Here is a 24863-nt window from a genome sequence, read left to right on the forward strand (position 1 = left end):
CGATGAAAAAGTATATTGCGATTCTCCCTGGTGATGGGATCGGACCAGAAGTATGTGAAGCTGCTACAAAGGTTCTTTCTGAAATCGGAAAAATGTATCAACATGAATTTGAGTTTACATTTGCTGAACTTGGGGGAGCAGCGATTGATAATACTGGGACTCCTCTCCCAGCTGAAACATTGTCGGTTTGCAAACAGAGTGACGCGGTGTTACTTGGGGCGGTAGGGGGCCCTAAATGGGATACCCTTCCTGGGGACCAGCGTCCTGAAAAAGGCTTATTAGGACTTAGAAAAGAGTTAGACCTTTTTGCCAACCTTCGTCCTGTTACCATTTATGATGCATTGGCAGATGCATCGCCACTTAAAGATGATGTTATTCAAGGTGTAGACCTTGTTATTGTAAGAGAGCTAACGGGAGGTCTGTACTTTGGCGAACCACGTGAACGTCGAGGCGAAGGTGAAGAGCAGCTTGCTGTTGATACTCTCGTTTATTCACGAAAAGAAATTGAGCGCATCGTACGTAAAGGATTTGAATTTGCTAAGATTCGTGGTGGTGCTCTAACGTCAGTTGATAAAGCAAATGTACTTGAATCAAGTCGTTTGTGGCGTGAAGTCGTTGATGAAGTAGCTAAGGAATATCCTGATATTGAGTATAGTCATATGCTTGTCGACAATGCGGCTATGCAATTAGTACGTAATCCAAGACAATTTGATGTTATTGTTACAGAAAATATGTTTGGTGATATTTTAAGTGACGAGGCATCGATGATTACTGGATCACTAGGGATGTTGCCTTCTGCTAGTTTAAGTCAAGACGGTCCAGGTCTATTTGAGCCAATTCACGGCTCTGCTCCAGATATTGCAGGAAAAGGAATTGCAAATCCATTAGCGACACTTTCCTCCGTCGTAATGATGCTGACGTATGCATTTGAGATGACGGATGAGGCAACGGCATTGGCTGAAGCAATTAATGACGTACTAGAAGCAGGACACCGGACAGCAGACTTAACAAATGATGCAAGCAATGCTTTATCGACAGAGGAAATGACGAATCAAGTAATTGATGCTTTAGCAAAGAAAGCGGTCATCTCATAGAAAAATTTGAAACAAAAAGGGATGACGTAAAGGGAACGAAAGCCTTTTTCTCAATCTACTAGTCATACTAGATGGTTGTAGTGATAGGTGTTTCCTACGTCATCTTATTAGTCTACTAAATTATTAACAACGAGGAGGAGCGAATATGGCACCTAAAACGATCATTGAGAAAATTTGGGAATCACATGAAGTAATTCAAGAAGAAGGAAAGCCAAGTCTCCTCTACATCGATTTGCACATGGTTCATGAAGTGACGTCACCTCAAGCATTCGAAGGATTAAGACTGGCTAATCGTAAAGTGAGACGACCTGATTTAACGTTTGCAACGATGGATCATAATGTCCCAACGGTAAACCGCTATGACATAACGGATCAAATTGCGAAAACTCAAATGGAAACACTTGAAGCAAATTGCAAGGAATTCGGTATTGACTTAGCAGACTTAGAACATCCTGAGAATGGAATTGTCCATGTCATTGGTCCTGAACTTGGTTTAACTCAGCCAGGTAAAACGATTGTTTGTGGAGATAGTCATACTTCAACACATGGGGCATTTGGAGCGCTTGCTTTTGGAATTGGAACAAGTGAGGTAGAGCATGTTCTAGCTACTCAAACATTATGGCAATCTCGCCCAAAGACGCTAGAGGTTCGCGTAACTGGTAAGTTATCGTCAGAACTATCAGCAAAAGATGTGATTCTAGCAATCATTGCTAAATTCGGAGTAGACATCGGTACAGGATCTGTTATTGAATTTACTGGTGATGCGATTCGTGGGATGACGATGGAAGAACGAATGACAATTTGTAATATGTCGATTGAAGCTGGGGCGAAAGCAGGTTTAATCAGTCCAGATCAAGTTACTTTTGACTATTTACAAGGGCGTGAGTACATTCCAACTGGAGCTGCTTTTAATGAGGTAGTAGAACAATGGAAGCAGTTAGCGACAGATGTAGGGGCTACGTATGATCGAGTCGTAACGATTGATGCATCAGAAATTGAACCGATGGTAACATGGGGAACAAACCCTTCGCAAGGTGTAGGAGTATCGAAGTTGGTTCCTTCACCATCAGATGGGAAGACAGAAACGGATCAACGAGCTATTCAACAAGCATTGAACTATATGGAACTAACACCTGGTACGCCAATTTCAGAAATCGAAATTCAACATGTGTTTATTGGCTCCTGTACGAACTCGCGTTTAAGTGACCTGAGAGCAGCCGCTAGTGTAATTAAAGGGAAAAAAGTTGCGGAACATGTGAGAGCCCTTGTTGTTCCTGGATCACAAAAAGTTAAGCAGCGAGCTGAAGAGGAAGGGTTAGACCAAATTTTTACAGAGGCTGGCTTTGAATGGCGTAGCTCTGGATGTAGCATGTGCTTAAGCATGAACCCTGATGTTGTTCCAGCAGGAGAGCGTTGTGCGTCAACGTCTAACCGGAACTTTGAAGGGCGTCAAGGAAAAGGGGCGCGTACGCATTTAGTTAGTCCTGAAATGGCAGCAGCAGCTGCAATAGCTGGACATTTCGTTGATGTTCGTGAGTGGAAAAACCAACAAGTAGCGCAGTAAGGGAGGGACAACAATGGAACCGATTGTAAATCATAAAGGCATCGTTGCAACAATGGACAGAGTAAACGTAGATACCGATCAAATTATACCAAAGCAATTTCTAAAGCGTGTAGAAAGAACAGGTTTTGGTCAATTTTTATTTTATGATTGGCGATTTTTAGCTGATGGCAGCCCAGATCCTAAATTTGAATTAAACCAAGAGCATAACCAAGGTGCAACAATTTTAGTTGCCGCACATAATTTCGGATGTGGCTCCTCTCGTGAGCATGCACCGTGGGCTCTTCATGATTATGGATTTAAGGTGATCATTGCCCCGAGCTTTGCTGATATCTTCTATAATAACTGTGTGAAGAACGGCATGTTGCCAATTAGACTAGACGAGAAAAAGGTTGAGCAGCTCTTACAAAAAGGCGCAAATGAATCTATAGAGCTAAGCATTAGTTTAGAAAAGCAAACGATTAGTGGAGAAGGATTTGAAGCTTCTTTTGAAATTGATCCTTATTGGAAAGAAATGCTTCTGAATGGTTGGGATGAGATCGGATTAACCCTTAAGTATGAGAAGCAAATAGAAGTATTTGAACAAAAAGCGTAAATGACAGGGTGATTCTAACGCCATTGGCGAGATAGAATTGCCCTTTTTTAAGATAAGAGAAAATGGAGGATTTTTTGAAGAAGCCTGAATTCATACTCGAAATATGAAGTAATGGTTCCACACGTCGTACGCCTGTTTTGAGAAACTCACTTTGAATAGGCTAAAAAAAATTGATGAGGGCGTGTGCGGCTTATCTTAATGCGATTCATTGTAATGGAGAGGGGGAACTGATAAACTTAGGTAATAGCGTGAACGACAATTCAACAGAATTACAATGATTCATTTTTAAACTCACGTAAACTCATGATATAGAGTGAGGCGGTTCTCTAGTGGATAAACGAATACATAATAAAGATAAGAAAGTAATATTATACCCCGGCCTCGTAAAGCGCTTAATAGAAAAAGGAATGGACGCTTTAAAGGATAAAGATGGGCAAACTGCATATGGCTTTTTTTTAACAGCAGAGGAACATGAGCCTGAAAATCCACAAGTACTATTTGGAAAAATGTTAAGTTTAGTTGAGCTCGGTCGACTAGAAGAGGCTGTAGAGCATACAAATAGTCTACTTAAAGAAGGCATTGGAGATTATTACGAAAATTTACAAGTACATATTTCTCTGCTTGTTCAGTTAGGAAAATATCAAGAAGTAGTTAACATCTTAGATGCTGTTCTATCTGAAAATCAATTTCCACCACAATTCGCAGAGTCTTTTTATCAATTACTCCATTTCAGTAGACAGATGGTAGGAGATCAAGAATGGTTGAATCAATTAGAAATAAAGGATGAACCACTTCCACTAGAGTTAGTAGAAATGCTTCATTCTGATTCATTGGAACTTCAGTCTAAAGCGCTTCAACATATAAGAGAGATTGATAATACAGAAGCAACAAGGGCAATCGTTGAATTTTTAGAAAGCAAAGATCGGGATTATGTCCTGCAAAGTATTGCACTGAAGGCATTAGAGGAAAAAGAATGTGATGAAATCATACATATAAAGAAACAAGGTAGAGAAAAACATATTGTTCCAAGAGATATGGAAAATGACGTTCAACAGGCTTTTCATGAAAAAATACTTAATTATCTTAGTGAAGAGCTTGAACATAACGATCCACTTTTATATGAGATTTCAAAGCAGCTTAGCTGGACCCATCTTTGGTCAATCTATCCTTTCTTGCCAGAACCAGAAGATGTTAAGCTATGGGGCGATGTCTTCCATTATTGCGCTAGTGAACGAATCGGTTTAAAGGAAGATTTCGAAGATTTACTAGAGCGCTATCAGTTTAAAAATAAATCATTTCTGGAGAAAGTAAAAGAAGTAAAAGAACTAGAATCGTCTGTCTATCAAATTGATACAAGTTATCTTAATAATAAGAATGACAAAACGTAGACTGCGCTTGGATCCACTATTTGAAATGAACTGACGTTATGTTATACTAGAGTGGTTGTCAATGAAAATAGAAGAAATCTATCGTTTGAAAAAACGAGATGTGTATAAGTTGGAGGGAAAGTAAATGACTACAAAATGGGAAAAGTTAGAAGGAAATGAAGGCGTCCTTACAGTTGATGTAGCAGCTGAAAAAGTGGATGCAGCACTTGATCAAGCATTTAAAAAGGTTGTAAAAAAGGTTAATGTACCAGGATTCCGTAAAGGTAAGGTGCCTCGTTCATTATTTGAAAAGCAATATGGTGTAGAATCACTTTACCAAGATGCTCTTGATATTTTACTTCCAGAAGCATATGCAGGTGCAGTTGCAGAAGCTGGAATCGAGCCAGTTGACCGTCCAGAAATTGACATTGAAACGATGGAAAAAGGAGCTACTCTTGTGTTTACAGCTAAAGTAACTGTGAAGCCAGAGGTGGAGCTTGGTGAATACAAAGGTCTTGAAGTAGAAGAGCAAGATACAACAGTAACAGACGAAGATGTAGATGCTGAACTTAAGCAGCTTCAAGAGCGTCAAGCTGAGCTAGTTGTCGTTGAAGATGGAGCAATTGAAAACGGTGATACAGCTGTATTTGATTTCGAAGGCTTCGTTGATGGTGAGGCATTCGAAGGTGGACAAGCTGAAAATTATTCTTTAGAAGTAGGTTCTGGTCAATTTATCCCAGGTTTTGAAGAACAACTAATTGGTTTAAAAGCTGGAGAAGAAAAAGACGTAGAAGTAACATTCCCTGAAGAGTATCATGCAGAAAACCTAGCTGGTAAACCAGCAACATTTAAAGTGAAAATCCATGACATCAAGCGTAAGGAATTACCAGCACTTGATGATGAGTTCGCAAAAGATGCAAATGAAGAAGTAGAAACGTTAGAAGAGCTTAAGACTCAACTAAAAGACAAGCTACAAAAGGATAAAGATCATCAAGCGGAACATGCAGTTCGCGATACGTTAGTACAAAAAGCTGCTGATAATGCAACAGTTGATATTCCAGAAGCGATGGTTACTACTGAAGTAGATCGTATGCTTCAAGAGTTTGAGCAACGTCTTCAAGCTCAAGGTATGAATCTTGAAATGTACTTCCAATTCTCAGGGCAAGATGAGAATGCAATGCGTGAGCAATTCAAGACAGATGCCCAGAAGCGCGTTCGTGTAAATCTTACACTTGAAGCAATTGCAGCTGCAGAAAATCTTGAAGCTACTGATGAAGATGTAGATAAAGAAATAGAAAAAATGGCAGAAATGTACCAACGTTCTGCTGAAGAAATTAAAAATATTTTTGCAGCACAAGGTGGTCTTGAAGGAATCAAAGGCGATCTGAAAATCCAAAAAGCTGTTGAATTTCTTGTCGAAAACAGCAAAAAAGCGTAAGATTTTGATTATCAATGTAGATTAATTAAAAAACAAGGTGCGATTTTTCGTGCCTTGTTTTTTCCTTGCTTTCCAGGTTGCTTTGGCTGTATGTATGGAGTTTGCAGGAATTGAACAAGCTTAGTATAAGGAATGGGCACGCACAAAAACACTAGTGTAATGAAATTTGTACAAGAAAAAGGATTTTTCTTACTTAATCTTGAATGTATAATCAATCCATACATAAAATGAAGTAATCATACTTGATTGCTCGTCTTCTATGTCTAGTCAAAAGTACATAGAAATTCAGTTAATTCAAAGGGACTTGGAGGTGTGAAGCGAGGACCTATTGGTCAATTCATTACGAGTCGATGTTGGTGCATGATATAGGCCATAAGGGTTATCTTTAGTGGTTCTTATCGTTTATGTGATACAATGACGACACAAACGATAAAATAGTCTCAGTTACTATCTGTTCGTAGTTATTGTATTGTCGTGTCCATTCATAAAAAAAGCCAGTATTAAGGCAGAGTTACTTGAGGATGGTACAATATTTTCTAAGGGGTGATGATTGAATGTTTAAGTTTAATGAAGAAAAAGGACAACTTAAGTGTTCTTTTTGTGGAAAAACACAAGACCAAGTTCGAAAGCTAGTTGCCGGACCAGGCGTGTATATATGTGATGAATGTATTGAACTTTGTACAGAAATCGTTGAAGAAGAACTAGGAACAGAAGAAGAAGTTGAATTTCAAGAGATCCCGAAACCAAATGAAATAAGACAAATTTTAAATGATTACGTCATTGGACAGGATCGTGCTAAGAAATCACTTTCAGTTGCAGTATATAACCACTATAAGCGTGTTAACTCACTTTCTCGTTCTGATGATGTTGAATTATCAAAGAGTAATATTTGTATGATTGGACCAACAGGTAGCGGGAAAACGTTACTTGCACAAACATTGGCTCGAATTTTAAATGTCCCATTTGCAATTGCAGATGCAACATCATTAACAGAAGCTGGTTATGTAGGGGAAGACGTTGAGAACATTCTTCTTAAATTAATCCAAGCTGCTGATTATGATGTAGAAAAAGCTGAAAAAGGAATCATCTATATTGATGAAATTGATAAAGTTGCACGTAAATCTGAAAATCCATCAATTACGCGCGATGTTTCTGGCGAAGGGGTTCAGCAAGCACTTCTGAAAATTCTTGAGGGTACAAGTGCAAGTGTTCCTCCACAAGGTGGACGTAAGCATCCGCACCAAGAATTTATTCAAATTGATACGACAAATGTTCTATTTATTTGTGGTGGTGCGTTTGATGGAATCGAGCAAATTATTAAGCGCCGTCTTGGTAAAAAAGTAATTGGTTTCGGTTCGGATGTGAAACAAGAGGATCTTAAGCCAGGAGAATACTTAGGAAAAGTGTTGCCTGAAGATTTACTACGTTTCGGTTTAATTCCGGAATTCATCGGTCGTCTACCAGTAATCTCAAGTTTAGAGCCACTAGATGTAGATGCATTAGTAGAGATTTTAACGCAACCGAAAAATGCATTAGTAAAACAGTACAAGAAGTTATTGGAGTTAGACGATGTGGAGCTTGAGTTTACAGAAGAAGCCTTACGTGAAATTGCTAATAAAGCGATTGAACGTAAAACGGGTGCTCGTGGATTGCGTTCCATTATTGAAACGCTTATGCTTGATGTTATGTTTGATCTTCCGTCACGTGAAGATATCGTAAAATGTATCATTCATGAGAAATGTGTTACAGAAAACGACTTACCAACGTTGCTCACTGCAGATGGCGAGGAAATCACGTTGCCGAAAACAGAACCAAAAGAGAGTGCTTAAATTTATAGCGGGTCCGTATATTTGCGGATCCGCTTTTTATGCAGTAAAAGCATGCTGTTAAAAAGTAGATAAAAAACCAAAAATTAAAATAACTGTAAATTCTAAAAAAAAGCTGATTTTGAGGAGGGGCACTGAAAAGGTGATTTCCCTTTTCAGTGCCCCTCTATTGAGTTGGTCATGTTGAATTTCTCCAATCATTCTCAGAACTTTCTTTGATTAGTGTTGTTTTTCCCCGGTCATACTAAGGGAAACAAAACGACTACTTCTGGGAGGTTTCATCATGAACTGGACAGGAATTGCTTTGGTGATCCAATTATTTTTTGGGGTCATCATAGGCGTCTACTTTTGGAATTTATTAAAAAGTCAACGTAATCAAAAGGTCTCTATTGACCGTGAATCACGCAAAGAGATGGAAGAGTTACGAAAAATGCGTTCTATCTCACTTAGTGAGCCTTTATCTGAGAAAGTTCGCCCGATTTCATTTGAAGATATTGTTGGGCAAGAAGAAGGCATTCGTTCATTGCGTGCCGCATTGTGTGGACCGAATCCTCAACATGTCATTATTTACGGACCACCAGGTGTCGGAAAGACCGCAGCAGCTCGACTTGTATTAGAAGAAGCCAAAAAAAATGCTGGGTCTCCATTTAAACAGGATGCTGTATTTGTTGAGCTTGATGGGACGACTGCGCGCTTTGATGAAAGAGGGATTGCAGATCCACTTATCGGATCTGTTCATGATCCAATTTATCAGGGGGCAGGTGCAATGGGACAAGCTGGAATTCCGCAACCGAAGCATGGAGCGGTTACTAAAGCCCATGGTGGCATGCTTTTTATTGATGAAATTGGTGAACTTCATTCCATTCAATTGAATAAGTTATTAAAAGTGTTAGAAGATCGCAAGGTGTTTCTTGAAAGTGCATACTATAGTGAAGAAAATCAGCAAATCCCACGACATATTCATGAAATTTTTCAAAAAGGATTGCCAGCAGATTTTAGGCTAGTAGGGGCGACAACAAGAACTCCAGACGAATTGCCACCTGCGATTCGCTCTCGTTGTTTAGAAGTGTATTTCCGTGCATTAAAACCAAAAGAAATTATTCAGATTGCTGAAAAAGCAGCGAAGAAGATTAATTTTGATGCGGAAGATGGAGCGATCGAACGAATTGCCAAATATGCAACAAATGGACGAGAAGCGGTAAACATTGTTCAAATTGCAGCCGGGATTGCAACGTCTGAAAACCGTAACGAACTGACTGTAGCAGATGTGGAGTGGGTACTTCATGCGAGTCAAATTTCTCCAAGACCAGAAAGAAAGATCCATAGTAACTCAGCGATTGGACTTGTTAATGGGCTTGCTGTCTATGGCCCTAATTTAGGGGCATTATTAGAAATAGAAGTGAATGTCCTAGAAAATCCAGGCAAAGGAACTGTGAATATAACAGGAATTGCAGAAGAAGAAAGTACTGGTAACCAAATGCGTTCAATCAGAAGAAAGAGTATGGCAAAAGGGTCGGTTGAGAATGTCGTAACGGTTTTAAGACGCATGGGAATTCCGACACAAGATTATGATATTCATGTGAATTTCCCTGGTGGCGGTCCAGTAGATGGACCATCTGCAGGTACAGCTATTGCAACAGGAATCTATTCTGCCATTCGGGGAGAGAAAGTAAAGAATACAATTGCTATGACTGGTGAGCTTGGAATTCATGGAAAAGTGAAGCCAATTGGAGGGGTTGTTGCAAAGGTGGAAGCAGCGAAACTAGCTGGTGCAGAAATGGTGATAATTCCAAAAGAAAATGAGCAAGCCATTTTGCAGCAGATTACGGGAGTTGAAGTAGTCGCTGTGGAGCATTTAGACGAAGTGCTTGACCTTGCCATTGAGCAAGAAGAAGAAGAAGTTGTACCAGCAAGTACAGATCTAACCACTTCCATCGCTCCTGTCTAATATTAGACAAACATATAGTGATAAGATAAAATTGAATCATTCAAACCATTTAGTAAAAACACCAAATCACACCGAGAGGAAATTTGGAAGAGATTTGGTTAGGGAAATAGGATGTATTGGAGATGGAGGTGTATGCGGATGGTCGAATCAAATGGCAGGCGACAAATTCCGCTTCTACCGTTACGCGGGTTGCTAGTTTTTCCAGCAATGGTTCTTCACCTAGATGTTGGAAGACCGAAATCCGTTCAGGCGTTAGAACAAGTGATGGAGACAGACCATCAAATTTTACTCGCAACTCAGAAAGAAATATCAATAGATGACCCAACAGAAGATGAAATTTATCAAATTGGTACATTGGCTAAGGTGAAGAGCCTACTTAAACTTCCTAATGGCACAGTTCGAATTCACGTTGAAGGTTTGCAGCGTGCAAGAATTGATCAATTTATTCAAAAGGATGAATTCTTACAAGTAGAAGCTGAACTTATTATTGAGGAAGATGCTTTTCTCACACCGGAAATACAAGCATTAATGAGAAACCTATTATCAATGTTTGAACAGTACACAAAGGTTTCTAAAAAAGTTTCAGCTGAAACGTTAGCTTCCGTGAAAGATATTCATGAAGCAGGACCATTTGCTGACGTCATTGCTGCTAATTTACCGTTAAAATTAGCTCAAAAACAAGAGCTGCTTGAAATGCATTCAATTAAGGCTCGCTTACTTAAATTAATTGAAATACTTAACAATGAACAAGAAGTACTCGGTTTGGAAAAGAAGATAAGCCAACGTGTGAAAAAGTCAATGGAAAAGACACAAAAAGAATATTATTTACGTGAACAGATGAAGGCGATCCAGAAAGAACTGGGTGATAAAGAAGGTCGTACAGGAGAAGTTTCAACATTACGAGAGAAGGCTAAAGAAGTAGAAATGCCTGAGTCCGTGAAGGAGAAATTTTTTAAAGAGCTTGATCGTTATGAAAAAATGCCTGCAAATTCAGCAGAGAGTTCTGTACTACGTAATTATTTAGATTGGCTCATTCAACTACCTTGGACATATGAAACCGAAGATCAATTAGATGTGGTCCGAGCAGAAGAGATCTTAGATGAAGATCATTATGGGCTTGAAAAAGTAAAAGAACGTGTTCTTGAATACCTAGCCGTTCAACAGCTGACTCGTGAGTTAAAAGGGCCAATTCTTTGTTTAGCTGGTCCTCCAGGGGTTGGTAAAACATCGTTAGCGCGTTCAATTGCGCGTGCATTAAATCGAAAGTTTGTCCGTATCTCCCTTGGTGGGGTTCGTGATGAAGCGGAAATTCGTGGTCATCGTAGAACATATGTCGGGGCAATGCCTGGACGTTTAATTCAAGGGATGAAAAAAGCGGCTTCAATAAATCCAGTGTTCCTTTTAGATGAAATTGATAAAATGGCCAATGATTTTAGAGGGGATCCTTCGTCTGCTCTTCTTGAAGTACTTGATCCGGAACAAAACAATACGTTTAGTGATCATTACATTGAAGAGCCTTATAATCTTTCTAAAGTTATGTTCATCACTACAGCAAATAATATCGGTACGATTCCGGGTCCGCTTTTAGACCGAATGGAAATTATCTCGCTAGCTGGTTATACAGAGCTTGAGAAAATTCATATTGCGAAGGATTACTTACTACCCAAGCAAATGAAGGATCATGGACTCAGCAAAGGAATGCTACAGATGAAGGATGAAGCGATACAAAAGGTGGTTCGTTACTATACTCGTGAAGCAGGGGTTCGTAATCTTGAACGCCAGCTCGCAACCCTTTGCCGAAAAACAGCGAAGAAGATTGTAACCGCTGAAAAGAAAAAAGTCATTCTTACTGCAAATACGGTAGAAGAAATGCTTGGAAAACCAAGATTCCGCTACGGGATAGCAGAAGAAGAAGATCAAGTTGGAGCAGCGACAGGGCTTGCATATACAACCGTTGGTGGCGATACTTTGTCCATTGAAGTGTCAGTAGCACCTGGAAAAGGTAAGCTTACGTTAACTGGTAAGCTTGGTGATGTTATGAAAGAGTCGGCTCAAGCAGCATTTAGTTATATTCGCTCACGTTCGGCTGAGTTAAATATTGACCCTGAGTTTAACGAAAAAAATGATATTCACATTCATGTTCCTGAAGGGGCAACACCAAAGGATGGTCCTTCTGCAGGGATCACAATGGCTACTGCACTTGTATCAGCGCTATCAGGACGAAAAGTGAAGAAAGAAGTTGGAATGACGGGAGAGATTACACTCCGAGGGCGTGTTCTTCCAATCGGTGGCTTAAAAGAAAAATCGATGAGTGCTCATCGAGCAGGATTAAAAACAATTTTAATCCCTAAAGATAACGAAAAAGATTTAGAAGATGTACCAGAGAGCGTGCGAAAAGACTTACAGTTCATTCTTGTATCTCACCTAGATGAAGTCTTAAAGCACGCGTTAGGAGAGTAGAATGAAAGTAACAAAATCAGAATTAGCCCATGTGGCAGTTAAACCAGAGCAATATCCAACGTCGCGCTTACCTGAAATAGCCTTGTCTGGTCGTTCAAATGTTGGTAAGTCATCATTTATAAATAAAATGATTAACCGAAAAGGCTTAGCACGCACGTCACAACGACCAGGAAAGACGCAAACGTTAAATTTTTATGAGATCAATGAAATGCTTTATTTTGTTGATGTACCCGGCTATGGTTTTGCGAAAGTACCAAAGCCAGAGCGAGAAGCATGGGGACGAATGATTGAAACGTACTTACAAGATCGTGAACAATTAAAAGCGGTTGTGCTTATAGTGGACCTTCGTCATCCACCATCTGCCGATGATAAAATGATGTATAACTGGCTTAAACACTTTGATATTCCCGTCATTGTCGTTGCAACAAAAAGCGATAAGATTCCAAAAGGAAAATGGGAGAAGCACTTGAAAGTGATAAGAAATGATTTAGAAAAAGTCGAGTCAGATCCATTACTTGTTTTTTCTTCTGAAACAGCACAAGGAAAAGAACAGGTGTGGAAAACGATTCAGTACTATATATCGCAGTAACAGTAATAGCTAAAGAGGTTTCTAAAAAAGGTATGTACCTTTTAGAAACCTCTTTTTTTGTATGAGAAAAACCTTTTTAACAGATATTATTATTGTTTTAAAAAATATAAGAAGGTTGATAAAGGAGGCAATTACTTTGTACTTTTATAGAGAAGATCTTATTAACATGATTGTTCCAGATAAGCCCGATCCAGTAGCTGCAAAAGTGTTACAAGAAGCGTTAGGTGGACGCTTTGGAGAGATGAGAACGTTAATGCAATTTTCTTTTAAAGTGCTAACTTCCGTGGAAAAGCAAAGCAGTATCGTGATCTTATTCGCGGAGTGTTTCTAGAAGAATTAAGTCATGTAGAATTAGTTCAATCAACGATCAATCAGCTTTTAAATGGATCGGGCGATGATGCAGTAGGAGCAGAAGGACCAAGTGGTGCACCACTTGAGGATGCGATCAAAGATGCCAATCCACATCATTTTATTATGGGGGCACAAGCCTCTCTACCTGTTGACGCAGCAGGGAACCCGTGGACAGGTGCTTATGTGTACAGTCATGGAAACTTAATTAGTGATCTTCTTGATAATGTAGTTCTAGAATCATCAGGAGTATTGCAAAAGTCGAGAATTTATGAAATGAGCTCAAATAAAGCGTTCAGAGAAACACTCGCTTTTCTAATTGTACGAGATAACGCCCATCAAAATGCATTTGCGAAAGCTTTAGAAACGTTAGGGGTAGACTGGGCAAAGCTGTTTCCAGTTCCTAATTATGATATTAATAAGTATCCTGAATGTAGAAAATACGTTGAAATGGGCTTTCATAACGCCCAATTTAATTTTAGGCTTGATGATACAAGAATAGGAGAAATTTTCCAAGGAGAAACTCCAAGTAGAAATGGTGGCCAATTGGAGGTAACGCCTCCACCACAAGGTCATCCAGTACCTGACCTTCCAGATATGCCTAATGAGCATAGCCCAGGGTTAAGTGATATGAATTCATGAGGCTGTCCCAAAATTCGGAACAGAGTTGGCAATGGCTCCGTTCGCTATTCACCGTGAGTGTGTAACACACTCCTCTCAAGGCTTTTAAAAGATGTAGCGACTGGCGCCTCATTGCTTTTGGGGTGTCTCAAATGGTCAAAAACAAACCATTTGAGACACCCTTTATTTACGTTTCAGAAGTAAAAACAATCCTACGGCAATAAGAAAAATAGGCCAGAGGGAACTAAGGAAGGAATAAGCATCGTATAACCAACTAAATGGATTGATAGATGCGAAGCTCAGGAGGGAAAAGATAATTAGTAGTAAGCCTATGAGCATCCCTTCTTTTTTCTGCTTTCTAGCAGAAAGAATGAAGGCTAGACCGACAATACTCGTATAAATCCCCCAATGGTTCGGCCACCAGTTTACAAATGATTGAAGGTGAAAGTGAATAGCTAATCCAAATAAAATAGTCCCAGGAAAAATCATCGAATATTCACGGCCTATGTAAGCTTGTAATAATAGGGCAAGGCCTAGGACAAGTAAGATAGAGGGCCAACTTAAAAGCTGTTGATCAAAAGGTAAAGAGATTTGCTGTAGCAAATAATAGCAACCGACACCTATAAGTAGGACACCAGGGAAGATACGCTGTGTCTTCATTTGTCTTCTCCTTTCTTAAGTGCAATAAAAATGGGAAAAAAGCGACCTTTTTAATGCACTCCTTCAGTAAGACTATTCGTAGTCGTAAATAGCTTTTCTTTCAAGTGAATCACTTGTTTGTATTTCGCAATTTTAGACATTTATTCATACATATCAATTAAATTGGATACAATAATCGATAAAGGTAGAGTTTGGCTTAGTAGCCAATACGTTGTAACAATACCATCATGATAGCATATGCTTCATGATCTGTTCATAATTTTTTTTGGACTCCTACATTAGACATGTTATAATGTACTGAGTTATACTGGTAGGGTCAATTCAGTATGTTGTTTATGAATAAAATAACTTTTATAATAGATATAAAGAGATATGAACGGATATTAAAAATGGGGGTGAACGTCAGGATGCATATTCTTGTTGTCGGATTTAATTACAAAACAGCTCCTGTCGAATTAAGAGAAAAGTTCTCGTTCCAAGAAGGAGAGCTACCGAATGCATTAGCACAGTTGCGAAATATGAAAAGCATTCTTGAATGTACAATTATCTCTACCTGTAACCGGACAGAAGTATATGTTGTGGCCGACCAATTGCATACGGGTCGTCACTTCACGAAAGCGTTTCTTGCAGAGTGGTTTAACTTACCTAAGGACGAGTTCATCCCTTATTTAGATATTCGGGAAGATCATCATGCAATTGAGCATTTATTCCGTGTTTCCTGTGGGTTAGATTCAATGATCCTTGGAGAAACTCAAATTTTAGGACAAGTGAGAGATAGTTTCTTATTAGCGCAAGAACATCAAGCAACAGGAACGATCTTTAATCAGTTGTTCAAACAAGCTGTAACCCTTGCGAAAAAAGCTCATACAGGTACTGAAATTGGAGCTCATGCTGTGTCTGTCAGCTATGCAGCTGTAGAGCTTGGAAAGAATATATTCGGGGAATTTTCAGGAAAGCATGTTGTGATTTTAGGTGCTGGGAAAATGAGTGAACTTACAGCGAAGCACCTGCATGCAAACGGAGCAAAGAAAATTACAGTCATTAATCGTACGGAAGCAAAAGCGGTTGAACTCGCAGCTCGTTTTCTCGGACAAGCGCGTCCTTTTGAAGAACTTCAGCAAACATTAGCAGAAGCAGATGTGATTATTAGTTCAACTGGTGCTCGTGACTTTGTTATAACGAAAGAAATGATGCAGGGTTCAATGAAAAAACGTAAGGGGCGTCCGCTTTTTATGGTGGATATTGCTGTCCCACGTGATCTAGATCCTACGATAGCTGATTTTGATGACGTATATCTATATGATATTGATGACTTACAAAATATTGTAGAAGCTAATTTGGCTGAACGTAAGCGTGAAGCAGAGAAGATTGAAATTATGATAGAAGCAGAGATCGATGAGTTTAAGCAATGGCTGAATACACTTGGTGTCGTACCGATTATTTCAGCACTTCGAACAAAAGCACTTGCTGTACAAGCTGAAACGATGGAAAGTATAGAAAGAAAGCTCCCAAACTTATCAGAGCGCGAAATAAAAGTGTTGCGTAAGCATACGAAAAGCATTGTGAATCAACTTTTACGTGATCCAGTAACAAGAGTAAAAGAGCTAGCTGCTGAGCCTGATGCGGATGTAGCATTGGAACTATTTACGAAGATCTTTGCACTAGAAGATGAATTAGCTTCACAAGAAGAAGAACTTCGAATTGAAAAAGCCGAGAAACATTGGGAGAATCAAAAACAAGAATACGTAAACGTATCAAGACAACATACAGCAGTTGTCCGTTCATAGGGAAGAAGGGACAAACGTATGAATTGGATTTATCCTATTACGATTGTTTTATACAGTATTAGCTTAATTGGTTATTTCGTTGATTTCTTACAGCACAACCGGAAGGTCAATATAACGGCCTTCTGGTTGCTTTCTATTGTTTGGGTACTTCAAACGGTTTTTTTTGTTATAAGGGCTATAGAACTAGACCGTGTCCCGTTGTTAACACCTTTTGAAGGGTTGTTTTTCTATGCATGGTTAGTCGTTACACTTTCACTGGCTATCAACTGGTTTTTTCGCGTAGACTTTCTTGTTTTATTCACAAATGTCATAGGGTTTAGTATGATGGCCTTTAGTTTGTTTACACCTGATGGTGATGTTCCTGAATCACTTTCCGCTCTATTAGCATCAGAGCTCCTCATCATCCACATTTCGTTCATCCTGCTCTCCTATGCAGCCTTTACTTTCTCATTTGCATGTCAAATTATGTACGCCATTCAACATCAAATGTTAAAGCGTAAAGTTTGGGGGAAGCGATTGCTTCGATTTGGAGCACTGTCAAAATTAGATTCGTTTTCTTTCATAGCGGTTATGATTGCTTGGCCTTTTTTGTTAATCGGACTCATATTAGGATTTATTTGGGCTCATAGCCAGCTTACATACGTTCCATTTTTCGATTCGAAAGTAATAAGCTCTTTAATTGTCTTAGGGATTTATGCTGTTTTTATCTACCAGAGAGTCGTCAAACTAGTAAGAGGCTACAACATGGCCTTACTTGGAATCGCCGGATTTTTAGTCCTTCTCATAAACTATTTCCTATCCGGCCAATACTCCTCGTTTCATATATGGTATTAGCAGTAACAGAAAAAGGACGAACTACCCTTTTTCTGTTACTGCTAAGCAATGAGCGAAGCCGCTGCCATGTTTTAAGCCTTTTATGAGTGGGTTTCTCATAAAAGGCGCGCAGCGAGTGGAGCCATTGCAACCTATGTTCGCACTCTTTATGATTATGATAAAGCCGCCGTTGTCTTTTAAGCCTTTTGAGCGATCTTCTCAAAAGGCGCACGGCGAGTGGAGCCACTGCAACCGAGGCACCAGCAAACAAAGGAAAAAGGACGAACTACCCTTTTTCTGTTACTGTCTATCAAATAACCTTTTAAGATAAGAATAAATAGACCAAAATGTAAGTAAAAAACAGGAGGATCTTATGCGTAAAATTGTAATTGGATCAAGAAAGAGCAACCTTGCTCTAGTACAAACGGATTGGGTAATTGAACAACTGAAGAAGACAGGATTACCTTATGAGTTTGAAGTGAAGAAAATTGTCACAAAAGGGGACAAAATCCTTGATGTGACCCTTTCTAAAGTAGGCGGAAAAGGGTTATTTGTAAAAGAAATTGAACAAGCATTAGCGGATGGGGAAATTGATTTGGCTGTTCATAGTATGAAAGATGTCCCTTCTGTTTTGCAAGAAGGTTTTGCGCTTGCCGCCATTACAGAGCGTGAAGATCCGCGTGATGCATTCATTTCCAATAATCATGTTAAATTAGCTGATTTGCCAGCTGGTTCAATTATCGGTACGAGTAGTTTAAGACGCTCAGCTCAAATTTTAGCTGCTAGGCCTGATCTTGAAGTGAAATGGATCCGTGGTAATGTGGAAACAAGATTACGAAAGCTTAAAGAAGAAGACTTTGATGCAATCATCTTGGCAGTAGCTGGTATTAAACGTCTAGGATTTCCAGAAGACTTAATCACTGAATATCTGGATGAAACAATGTGTGTTCCAGCTGTTGGACAAGGTGCTCTAGGATTAGAATGTCGTTCAGATGATGAAGATTTAATTGAACTGTTACAACATATTAATAATGACCATACAAATCGAACGGTTACAGCTGAGCGTACCTTTTTAAATCGAATGGAAGGTGGCTGCCAAGTACCTATTGCAGGGTATGCTACTATAACTGACAGCAATGAAGTGCAGCTTACTGCTTTGGTTGGTTCACCTGATGGAAAGGTATTGTTAAAGGAAACCGTAAGCGGAACAGATCCAGTTACTGTAGGAGAACTAGCATCTCAGTTGTTACTAGATCAAGGAGCGAAAGAAATACTTGATCAAGTGAAGAAAGAGCTAGATGAAGGATGAAAAGTGGACCTTTAGCTGGTAAAACGGTTCTCGTTACACGAGCAAAGGAACAAGCGTATAATTTATCAAGGTTGATTGAAAGGCAGGGAGGAGAAGCAATTGAAGTTCCTCTGATTGAATTTCAATCAACCAATCATGATCAAGTTCAAAAAGTGCTAAACGAATTACAGGAATACAAATGGCTTATTTTTACGAGTACAAATGGAGTCCGCTTCTTTATGGAACAGGTTCAACGCTTGGAGCAAGAGTTCGATTTTACAGCATTGAAAATAGCTGTCGTAGGAGAGAAAACGGAAAAAAAACTAGAAAGCTTTGGTCTAAAAGCAACGAGCATCCCAAAGGAATATGTTGCTGAAGGGCTGGTGGAAGCTCTAATGGGGAAAGTTAAAAAAGGTGAGCGGGTCATTGTAGCTCGAGGTAACTTAGGGCGAGTTGATTTGATTCATCAATTATCTCAAATGGGGGCAATGGTGACGGATTTGTTTGTTTATGAAACAGTTTGTCCGAAACAAGCAAAAGAGCAGTTATTTAGAGCATTGCAAGCACATAAGCAACTAGACTATATTACCTTTACTAGTTCTTCAACTGTTCGTCATTACATAAAACTATTCAATCTCCTAAAACATGAACATAAGGATTTTCATCCAACGGTTGCATGCATTGGGCCAATCGCAGCACGTACTGCAGTCAACAACGGATTGAACGTAACGATTGTTCCACATACATATACGATTGAACATTTAGTAGAACAAATTGTTATTCATTCAAGAGGAGGAAAGTTATCATGAAAGATCTATCATTTCGCCGCCACCGCCGACTTCGACAATCGGCAAGTGTCCGCAATATGGTTAGGGAAACTCATTTACATAGTGAAGATTTTATTTATCCAATCTTTGTGACAGAAGGTTCAAATGAAAAAAATGAAGTACAATCAATGCCAGGTGTATATCAATGGTCTCTAGATTTAGTAGATACTGAAGTAAACGAAGTAGTAGAGCTCGGAATTCCAGCGATTATCGTATTCGGTGTTCCGAATTCCAAAGATGATGTAGGCTCCTCGGCTTTCCATGACCAAGGAATTGTTCAAAAAGCGATTCGTCAAATTAAAGAAAATCACCCTGGTTTAACGGTCATTGCTGACACATGTTTATGTCAATTTACGGATCACGGCCATTGCGGAGTAATTGAAGAAGGCAAAGTATTAAATGATCGTACGCTTGACCTGCTTGCAAAAACGGCAGTTTCTCAAGCTGAAGCAGGAGCAGATATCATTGCCCCTTCCAATATGATGGACGGCTTTGTCGCTGCGATCCGTCATGGACTAGATTCAGCAGGATATAAGGACATACCGATTATGTCTTATGCAGTCAAGTACTCATCTGCTTTTTATGGTCCGTTTCGTGATGCTGCACATAGTTCACCAAAGTTTGGTGATCGCAAAACGTATCAAATGGACCCAGCAAATCGATTAGAGGCATTACGTGAAGCCGAGTCAGATATGGAAGAAGGAGCCGATTTTCTAATTGTAAAGCCTGCCCTTTCCTATTTAGATGTGATCCGTGAAGTGAAGGACTTTTCGGGTTTTCCAATTGTCGCTTATAACGTAAGCGGTGAGTATTCAATGGTCAAAGCAGCGAGTCAAAATGGCTGGATCAATGAGAAAGAAATTGTTTTAGAGAAGCTCACAAGCATGAAACGTGCAGGAGCTGATTTAATTTTAACGTACCATGCTAAAGATGCCGTGCGTTGGTTACAGATAAATAAGGAGGGAGCAGAATAGTCATGCGTACATATACAAAGTCAAAAGAAGCATTTGCAAAAGCAAAACCAGTAATGCCAGGTGGGGTGAACAGTCCTGTTCGTGCTTTTAAATCGGTAAAGATGGATCCAGTATATATGGACCGTGGAGTCGGTTCTAAAATTTATGATATTGACGGTAATGAATACATTGACTATGTGTTATCATGGGGCCCTCTTATTTTAGGTCATGCTGATGAAAAAGTTGTTGCATCCCTAAAAGAAGTGGCGGAAAAAGGGACAAGCTTTGGTGCTCCAAGTGAGCTTGAGACAAAGCTAGCAGAATTAGTAATCGAAAGAGTACCGTCAATTGAAGTTGTGAGAATGGTTAACTCAGGGACGGAAGCAACGATGAGTGCTCTTCGCTTAGCAAGAGGTTATACAAGTCGTAATAAAATTTTAAAATTTGTTGGCTGTTATCATGGACATGGTGATTCATTACTTATTAAAGCAGGTTCTGGTGTAGCTACACTTGGATTACCGGATAGTCCAGGAGTACCTGAATCAGTTGCTAAGAACACATTAACAGTTCCATACAACGATCTAGAAAGTGTTCGTTATGCTTTTAAGGAATTTGGTGATGATATTGCGGGTGTGATCGTTGAACCGGTTGCTGGTAACATGGGTGTTGTACGTCCAGAACCAGGTTTTCTTGAAGAACTTCGCAAGATTACTGAAGAAAATGGTACCCTGCTCATTTTTGATGAAGTCATGACAGGATTCCGTGTTGGCTACAATTGTGCCCAAGGGAAGCTTGGCGTAACACCTGATCTTACTTGTCTTGGAAAAGTTATCGGTGGTGGCTTGCCAGTTGGAGCTTATGGTGGGAAGCGTGAAATCATGCAACAAATTGCACCAAGCGGTCCGATTTATCAAGCGGGAACGTTGTCAGGGAATCCACTTGCAATGACAGCTGGTTATGAAACATTATCTCAATTAACGGAAGCCGATTATGATCGTTTTGAACAGCTTGCCGAGCGTTTAGCAAATGGATTATCCAATGCTGCAACAAAATATGAAATTCCACATTCCATTAACCGTGCGGGTTCAATGGTTGGTTTCTTCTTCACTGATGAGAAAGTGACCAACTTTGAGAAGGCCCAAACATCGAATCTTGATTATTTTACGAGCTATTTCCAAGAGATGTTGAATCAAGGTATTTCGCTTCCACCATCTCAGTTTGAAGGGATGTTCTTATCAACAAAGCATACAGAAGAGGATATCGATGAAACGATTGCCGCTGCAGAAGTAGCATTTTCAAAATTAAAATAGAGAGAGCAGCCTATTCATTAATTGCAATGAATAGGCTTTTTTTAACTTTATTTTGCATATTGCCAGAGAACTTGTCATAGAGTGATATTGTACTGACTATGAGCGTAGCAGAAGTTAGAGAATACGATGAGGAGGAATGCAACGTGACACAAGAACACCCATCTAAGTTATCATTTTCGATTGAGGAATCAGTTTGGCTAAATAAAGGTCAAGAGGTAGAGGAAATTTTAGGTATGTCTCTTGAGCCTGAAATTGTTATCGAAGAAAAAGATCATCATGTATTTATTCGGGGTGGTTTACGTCTCGTTGGGGAATATCGTCCTACAGGTACGAATAAATCTAGTGATAATAATCAATCGCTCGAACAACAAGTTTCCTTTCGTTCTGCAGGCGATGTAACAATTGCAGCAGACGGCTCTGGACAAATCAAACATTTTTTCCCGATTGATGTGACGATCCCGTTAAGTCGAATCCAAAATCTCGACGATGTCTATGTTGAAGTGGACTCGTTTGATTATGATCTACCAGAAAGAAGCTGCATTCAGCTAACGGCTGATATTAGTATTTCAGGTATGACACAGCATCAAGAGACTGTTGAAAAACGTGTTGAAAAAGAAATTGAAAAAGCAGCAGCATTGCAGCAACCTGAACCTGAAGAAAAATCTGCACCTACAGCATTTTCGTTTGAGGCAAAAAGACGCCCAGAACCTGAAGTTCCAGCTCAAACTGAGCCAACTGAACAAGTACCTGCAGTAACCCCAGTGAATCAATATTACAAACCTGAGGAAAAAACACCTGCAATGGCCGGGTCTCCAACAGCAAGATATGAGCAACCGAAAGAGGAGGAACCTACATTGACACCTAATGAATCACGCAAAGAATTATCTACAGATGCTACACCTGAAGTAGCACGAGTAGAAGAAGTAGAAATAGAACAGGTTGAATCTACTGAACCAGTTCTTGAAGCAGTTGAAGAGGTAGAAGAAATAGAAGAGGTAGTTGAAGAAGTAAGAGAGGAACCAGCACCACCAGAAACAAAAATCAATCTTAACCCATTAAAAGAAATTGCTGAACAACCGGTTTTAGAAGATCGTCCTGAGGAAGAAGATCCGGATGAATCAGAGAGCAAAGCACCAACTCCTCGTGAAGAAAATGCTCTATACTTAACCAAAATGCTCTCAAGAGGAGAAGAGAGATTTTCAAAATGGAGAATGTGTATTATTCAAGAAAATGAATCATTAGACACGATTGCTGATCGGTATGCAATTAGCACAAGTCAAATTGTAAGAATGAATCGCTTGCAAGGGGAGCAAGTAGAAGAAGGACAAATCCTTTATATACCGGTTAGCACAGAGTCTTAAAAAAAGGAGTTACAGCATGGAATTGTTGGATTGGCTAAAGGAGAATTATCAATGGCGAAACGTCAAATTTGTAAATGAAGCTTTGATAGAGACAGACCATGGTCGAAAAAGGTTGCGCTATTGGTCCGATAAAGCCCTCCTTGATTGGCATATTACGTGGCGTGACAAATGTAGTGTCACGCCATATATGCTCACCGACCGGATGATTAGAAATAAGGAGCAAGAGCCAGCAATTGAATGGAAAGATGGTTGGGTAACGGTTCACGATGAAGTCGATCAACCATTGCAAGTAGTATCAAATGAAGACAAAATCGGAAATATGATCGGTAATATGATACATTATGGTCTTCATTCTACAATGGAAATGAAACCGAAAAATGTAAAGGAGCCTATGTTTCATTCTCTTTACTCTCATTTGTCTTACTTTAATGAGCAACAAATGACTTTTGTCCGTTCGCTGCTCCATGAATCCGATCATCGAATGAAGAAAGTAAAGATGCTACAGGAACAAGTTAAGGAAGAGAAAATGCCATTAATTGACCCGATCTCATCAACAGATCAGGTAAAGAAAGTGTATGACGTCATCATTTGGTATGGAACAAAACATCACCCTGAGCTAGGTTATTATTCATTAAGAGAATTTTTAGCAACTTGGTTAGAACAACATGGGAAGGATTCTGCTACACGATTAATATCAGCAATCGTTGAACACGAAAAGGTGTCAAGAGATCAAGCAATGTTGTTACTAATTGAGTGTTTAAAAGCGTATGAATTAGACCGACTTGTGGCAGTTGTGAAACGAGATGTAACCGACAAGGAAATCGAAGAAGAGTTACAAAGAGTAACGAGTGAATGGGAACGTTCAAAAGAGCTTGTACAAGTAATTAGCTCACTCATAGAAAAGAAAAAGAAGGTGTTAACCCAATGATTCAAGCACAATCGCCTTATGATTCTGTGCTCTTTTATTATGATCTTTATCCTCAATCAGTTGAAGATTTTGGGAAAATAAAGAAAGTAACAACTAATCATGGTGTGTATGCTTTAAAAGAGACAACGATGGGAAAACAACAAGCTGATGGATTTATTCATGCTCTTAGAAAATTAACAAAGCTTGGGTATAATAAGGCAATCCCCATTCTTCCAACGAAATATGGAGAGTATACAATTTCAACAGGAACACATACGTATTACCTTATGCCATGGATGGAAGCCAATGAATACTCAGCTAAAGAATCGCAAGAGCAGAAGCTAGCGTCTCAACTTGGTATCATACATCGCTTAACTGTAAAGACTCAGCCTTTTGTAAAAGAGAATGTAGAAGAGGCATACCAGCAACTACTTCACCGCTGGGAAATGCGCCAGCTTGAATTAAAACGATTTGCTGATCAGGCTGAACAAAAGACGTATATGTCGCCTTTTGAATTAACATTTATAACACATGCTTTTATGCTCGATCAAATGGCGGAAGCTGCAAAAGACCATTTAAAGAAATGGTATGATAAATGTTTACAGAAAGAGAAATATCGAACTGTTTTATGTCACGGTAGGGTTAACCGTTCGCACTCCTTTTTCTCTCCGGAAAATGAACCGTTGTTGCTCAATTTTGAGCGAGCGGGTATTGATACTCCATCAAGAGATTTGGCTAGCTTTTGCAGGTATAGTTTCAAGTATGCATATTGGGTGGAAGAAGAAGTCCTTCAATGGTTTATCAATTATGAACGACACTTGCCACTATTAGAAGAAGAAAAGCACTTAATATGTGCCTATTTAAACTTTCCAGAGCCAATAGCTTTTGCAGTCGATTCTTATGTGGCAAGCAAAGGATCCATGAGAGAATTTGAGCATGTCCAAAGATTAGAGAAGCGTCTTACGTCAATGCGCAGAGTACAGCGACTGACGCAAAAGCTTATTATCATACAAGAACAGCAAGCACAACAGACAGATCAAGCATAGAGGTTGTCTCAAAACTAAGTTTCAGACCCCCGAGTAGACCATATAAAAATATGCTCTATACAAG

19 protein-coding genes and 1 pseudogene are annotated in these 24863 nt (G+C 39.4%); 19 read left to right on the forward strand and 1 reads right to left on the reverse strand.

All coding sequences use genetic code 11. The features are described 5' to 3' along the window. Positions 1–2 precede the first annotated feature (2 nt). The 10 genes and pseudogenes from leuB to AC1FXP_RS09350 all read left to right on the forward strand — a co-directional run bounded on the left by leuB (position 3) and on the right by AC1FXP_RS09350 (position 13868). Positions 3–1094: a 3-isopropylmalate dehydrogenase gene (gene leuB, locus AC1FXP_RS09305; RefSeq protein ID WP_480060609.1), complete on the forward strand. Its 1092-nt coding sequence runs from the start codon at positions 3–5 to the stop codon at positions 1092–1094. Positions 1095–1239: 145 nt separating this feature from the next. After that, positions 1240–2658: a 3-isopropylmalate dehydratase large subunit gene (gene leuC, locus AC1FXP_RS09310; RefSeq protein WP_480060611.1), complete on the forward strand. Its 1419-nt coding sequence runs from the start codon at positions 1240–1242 to the stop codon at positions 2656–2658. A 13-nt stretch (positions 2659–2671) separates the two neighbouring features. Next, positions 2672–3250 carry a 3-isopropylmalate dehydratase small subunit gene (gene leuD, locus AC1FXP_RS09315; protein ID WP_480060613.1) on the forward strand — a complete coding sequence of 193 codons (579 nt, stop codon included), beginning with the start codon at positions 2672–2674 and terminating at the stop codon, positions 3248–3250. Positions 3251–3579: 329 nt separating this feature from the next. Continuing rightward, the gene (locus AC1FXP_RS09320) at positions 3580–4638 is read left to right on the forward strand and encodes a hypothetical protein (RefSeq protein WP_480060615.1); all 1059 of its coding nucleotides are present in this window, start codon (positions 3580–3582) and stop codon (positions 4636–4638) included. A gap of 124 nt (positions 4639–4762) precedes the next feature. Then, positions 4763–6055: a trigger factor gene (gene tig / locus AC1FXP_RS09325; RefSeq protein ID WP_480060617.1), complete on the forward strand. Its 1293-nt coding sequence runs from the start codon at positions 4763–4765 to the stop codon at positions 6053–6055. 554 nt (positions 6056–6609) lie between these two features. Then, entirely contained in the window at positions 6610–7884 is a 1275-nt protein-coding gene (gene clpX / locus AC1FXP_RS09330) for an ATP-dependent protease ATP-binding subunit ClpX (protein WP_480060619.1), read from the forward strand. Between the two features lie 280 nt (positions 7885–8164). After that, complete coding sequence (gene lonB / locus AC1FXP_RS09335; protein WP_480060621.1) at positions 8165–9829, forward strand: ATP-dependent protease LonB; 1665 nt, start codon at positions 8165–8167, stop codon at positions 9827–9829. A gap of 138 nt (positions 9830–9967) precedes the next feature. Next, complete coding sequence (lon, locus tag AC1FXP_RS09340; protein WP_480060623.1) at positions 9968–12289, forward strand: endopeptidase La; 2322 nt, start codon at positions 9968–9970, stop codon at positions 12287–12289. A 1-nt stretch (position 12290) separates the two neighbouring features. After that, complete coding sequence (yihA, locus tag AC1FXP_RS09345; protein ID WP_480060625.1) at positions 12291–12878, forward strand: ribosome biogenesis GTP-binding protein YihA/YsxC; 588 nt, start codon at positions 12291–12293, stop codon at positions 12876–12878. A 136-nt stretch (positions 12879–13014) separates the two neighbouring features. After that, positions 13015–13868: pseudogene (locus tag AC1FXP_RS09350) on the forward strand (manganese catalase family protein). A 162-nt stretch (positions 13869–14030) separates the two neighbouring features. Here the strand turns inward: AC1FXP_RS09350 and AC1FXP_RS09355 are convergent. Next, entirely contained in the window at positions 14031–14507 is a 477-nt protein-coding gene (locus tag AC1FXP_RS09355) for a LiaI-LiaF-like domain-containing protein (protein ID WP_480060627.1), read from the reverse strand. A 407-nt stretch (positions 14508–14914) separates the two neighbouring features. Between AC1FXP_RS09355 and hemA the strand changes: the two genes are divergently transcribed. From hemA to ysxE, 9 genes are all read left to right on the forward strand, one after another. Further along, the gene (gene hemA / locus AC1FXP_RS09360) at positions 14915–16294 is read left to right on the forward strand and encodes a glutamyl-tRNA reductase (protein ID WP_480060629.1); all 1380 of its coding nucleotides are present in this window, start codon (positions 14915–14917) and stop codon (positions 16292–16294) included. An 18-nt stretch (positions 16295–16312) separates the two neighbouring features. Then, positions 16313–17128, forward strand: a complete 816-nt coding sequence (locus AC1FXP_RS09365) for a cytochrome C assembly family protein (protein ID WP_480060631.1) — start codon at positions 16313–16315, stop codon at positions 17126–17128. Positions 17129–17480: 352 nt separating this feature from the next. Next, complete coding sequence (gene hemC, locus AC1FXP_RS09370) at positions 17481–18416, forward strand: hydroxymethylbilane synthase (RefSeq protein WP_480060633.1); 936 nt, start codon at positions 17481–17483, stop codon at positions 18414–18416. Beyond that, entirely contained in the window at positions 18413–19204 is a 792-nt protein-coding gene (locus AC1FXP_RS09375; protein ID WP_480060635.1) for a uroporphyrinogen-III synthase, read from the forward strand. The genes hemC and AC1FXP_RS09375 overlap by 4 nt, the downstream gene beginning before the upstream one ends. Next, positions 19201–20196, forward strand: a complete 996-nt coding sequence (hemB, locus tag AC1FXP_RS09380; protein ID WP_480060637.1) for a porphobilinogen synthase — start codon at positions 19201–19203, stop codon at positions 20194–20196. The genes AC1FXP_RS09375 and hemB overlap by 4 nt, the downstream gene beginning before the upstream one ends. Positions 20197–20198: 2 nt before the next feature. Continuing rightward, entirely contained in the window at positions 20199–21485 is a 1287-nt protein-coding gene (gene hemL, locus AC1FXP_RS09385) for a glutamate-1-semialdehyde 2,1-aminomutase (protein WP_480060639.1), read from the forward strand. A 143-nt stretch (positions 21486–21628) separates the two neighbouring features. Then, positions 21629–22846, forward strand: coding sequence for a stage VI sporulation protein D (spoVID, locus tag AC1FXP_RS09390; protein WP_480060641.1), 1218 nt, complete (start codon positions 21629–21631; stop codon positions 22844–22846). A gap of 16 nt (positions 22847–22862) precedes the next feature. After that, positions 22863–23774, forward strand: a complete 912-nt coding sequence (locus AC1FXP_RS09395; RefSeq protein ID WP_480060643.1) for a hypothetical protein — start codon at positions 22863–22865, stop codon at positions 23772–23774. Beyond that, positions 23771–24799 carry a spore coat protein YsxE gene (gene ysxE, locus AC1FXP_RS09400; RefSeq protein ID WP_480060645.1) on the forward strand — a complete coding sequence of 343 codons (1029 nt, stop codon included), beginning with the start codon at positions 23771–23773 and terminating at the stop codon, positions 24797–24799. The genes AC1FXP_RS09395 and ysxE overlap by 4 nt, the downstream gene beginning before the upstream one ends. Positions 24800–24863 lie beyond the last annotated feature (64 nt).

The organism is Halalkalibacter sp. HAAS-P013 (assembly GCF_056619925.1).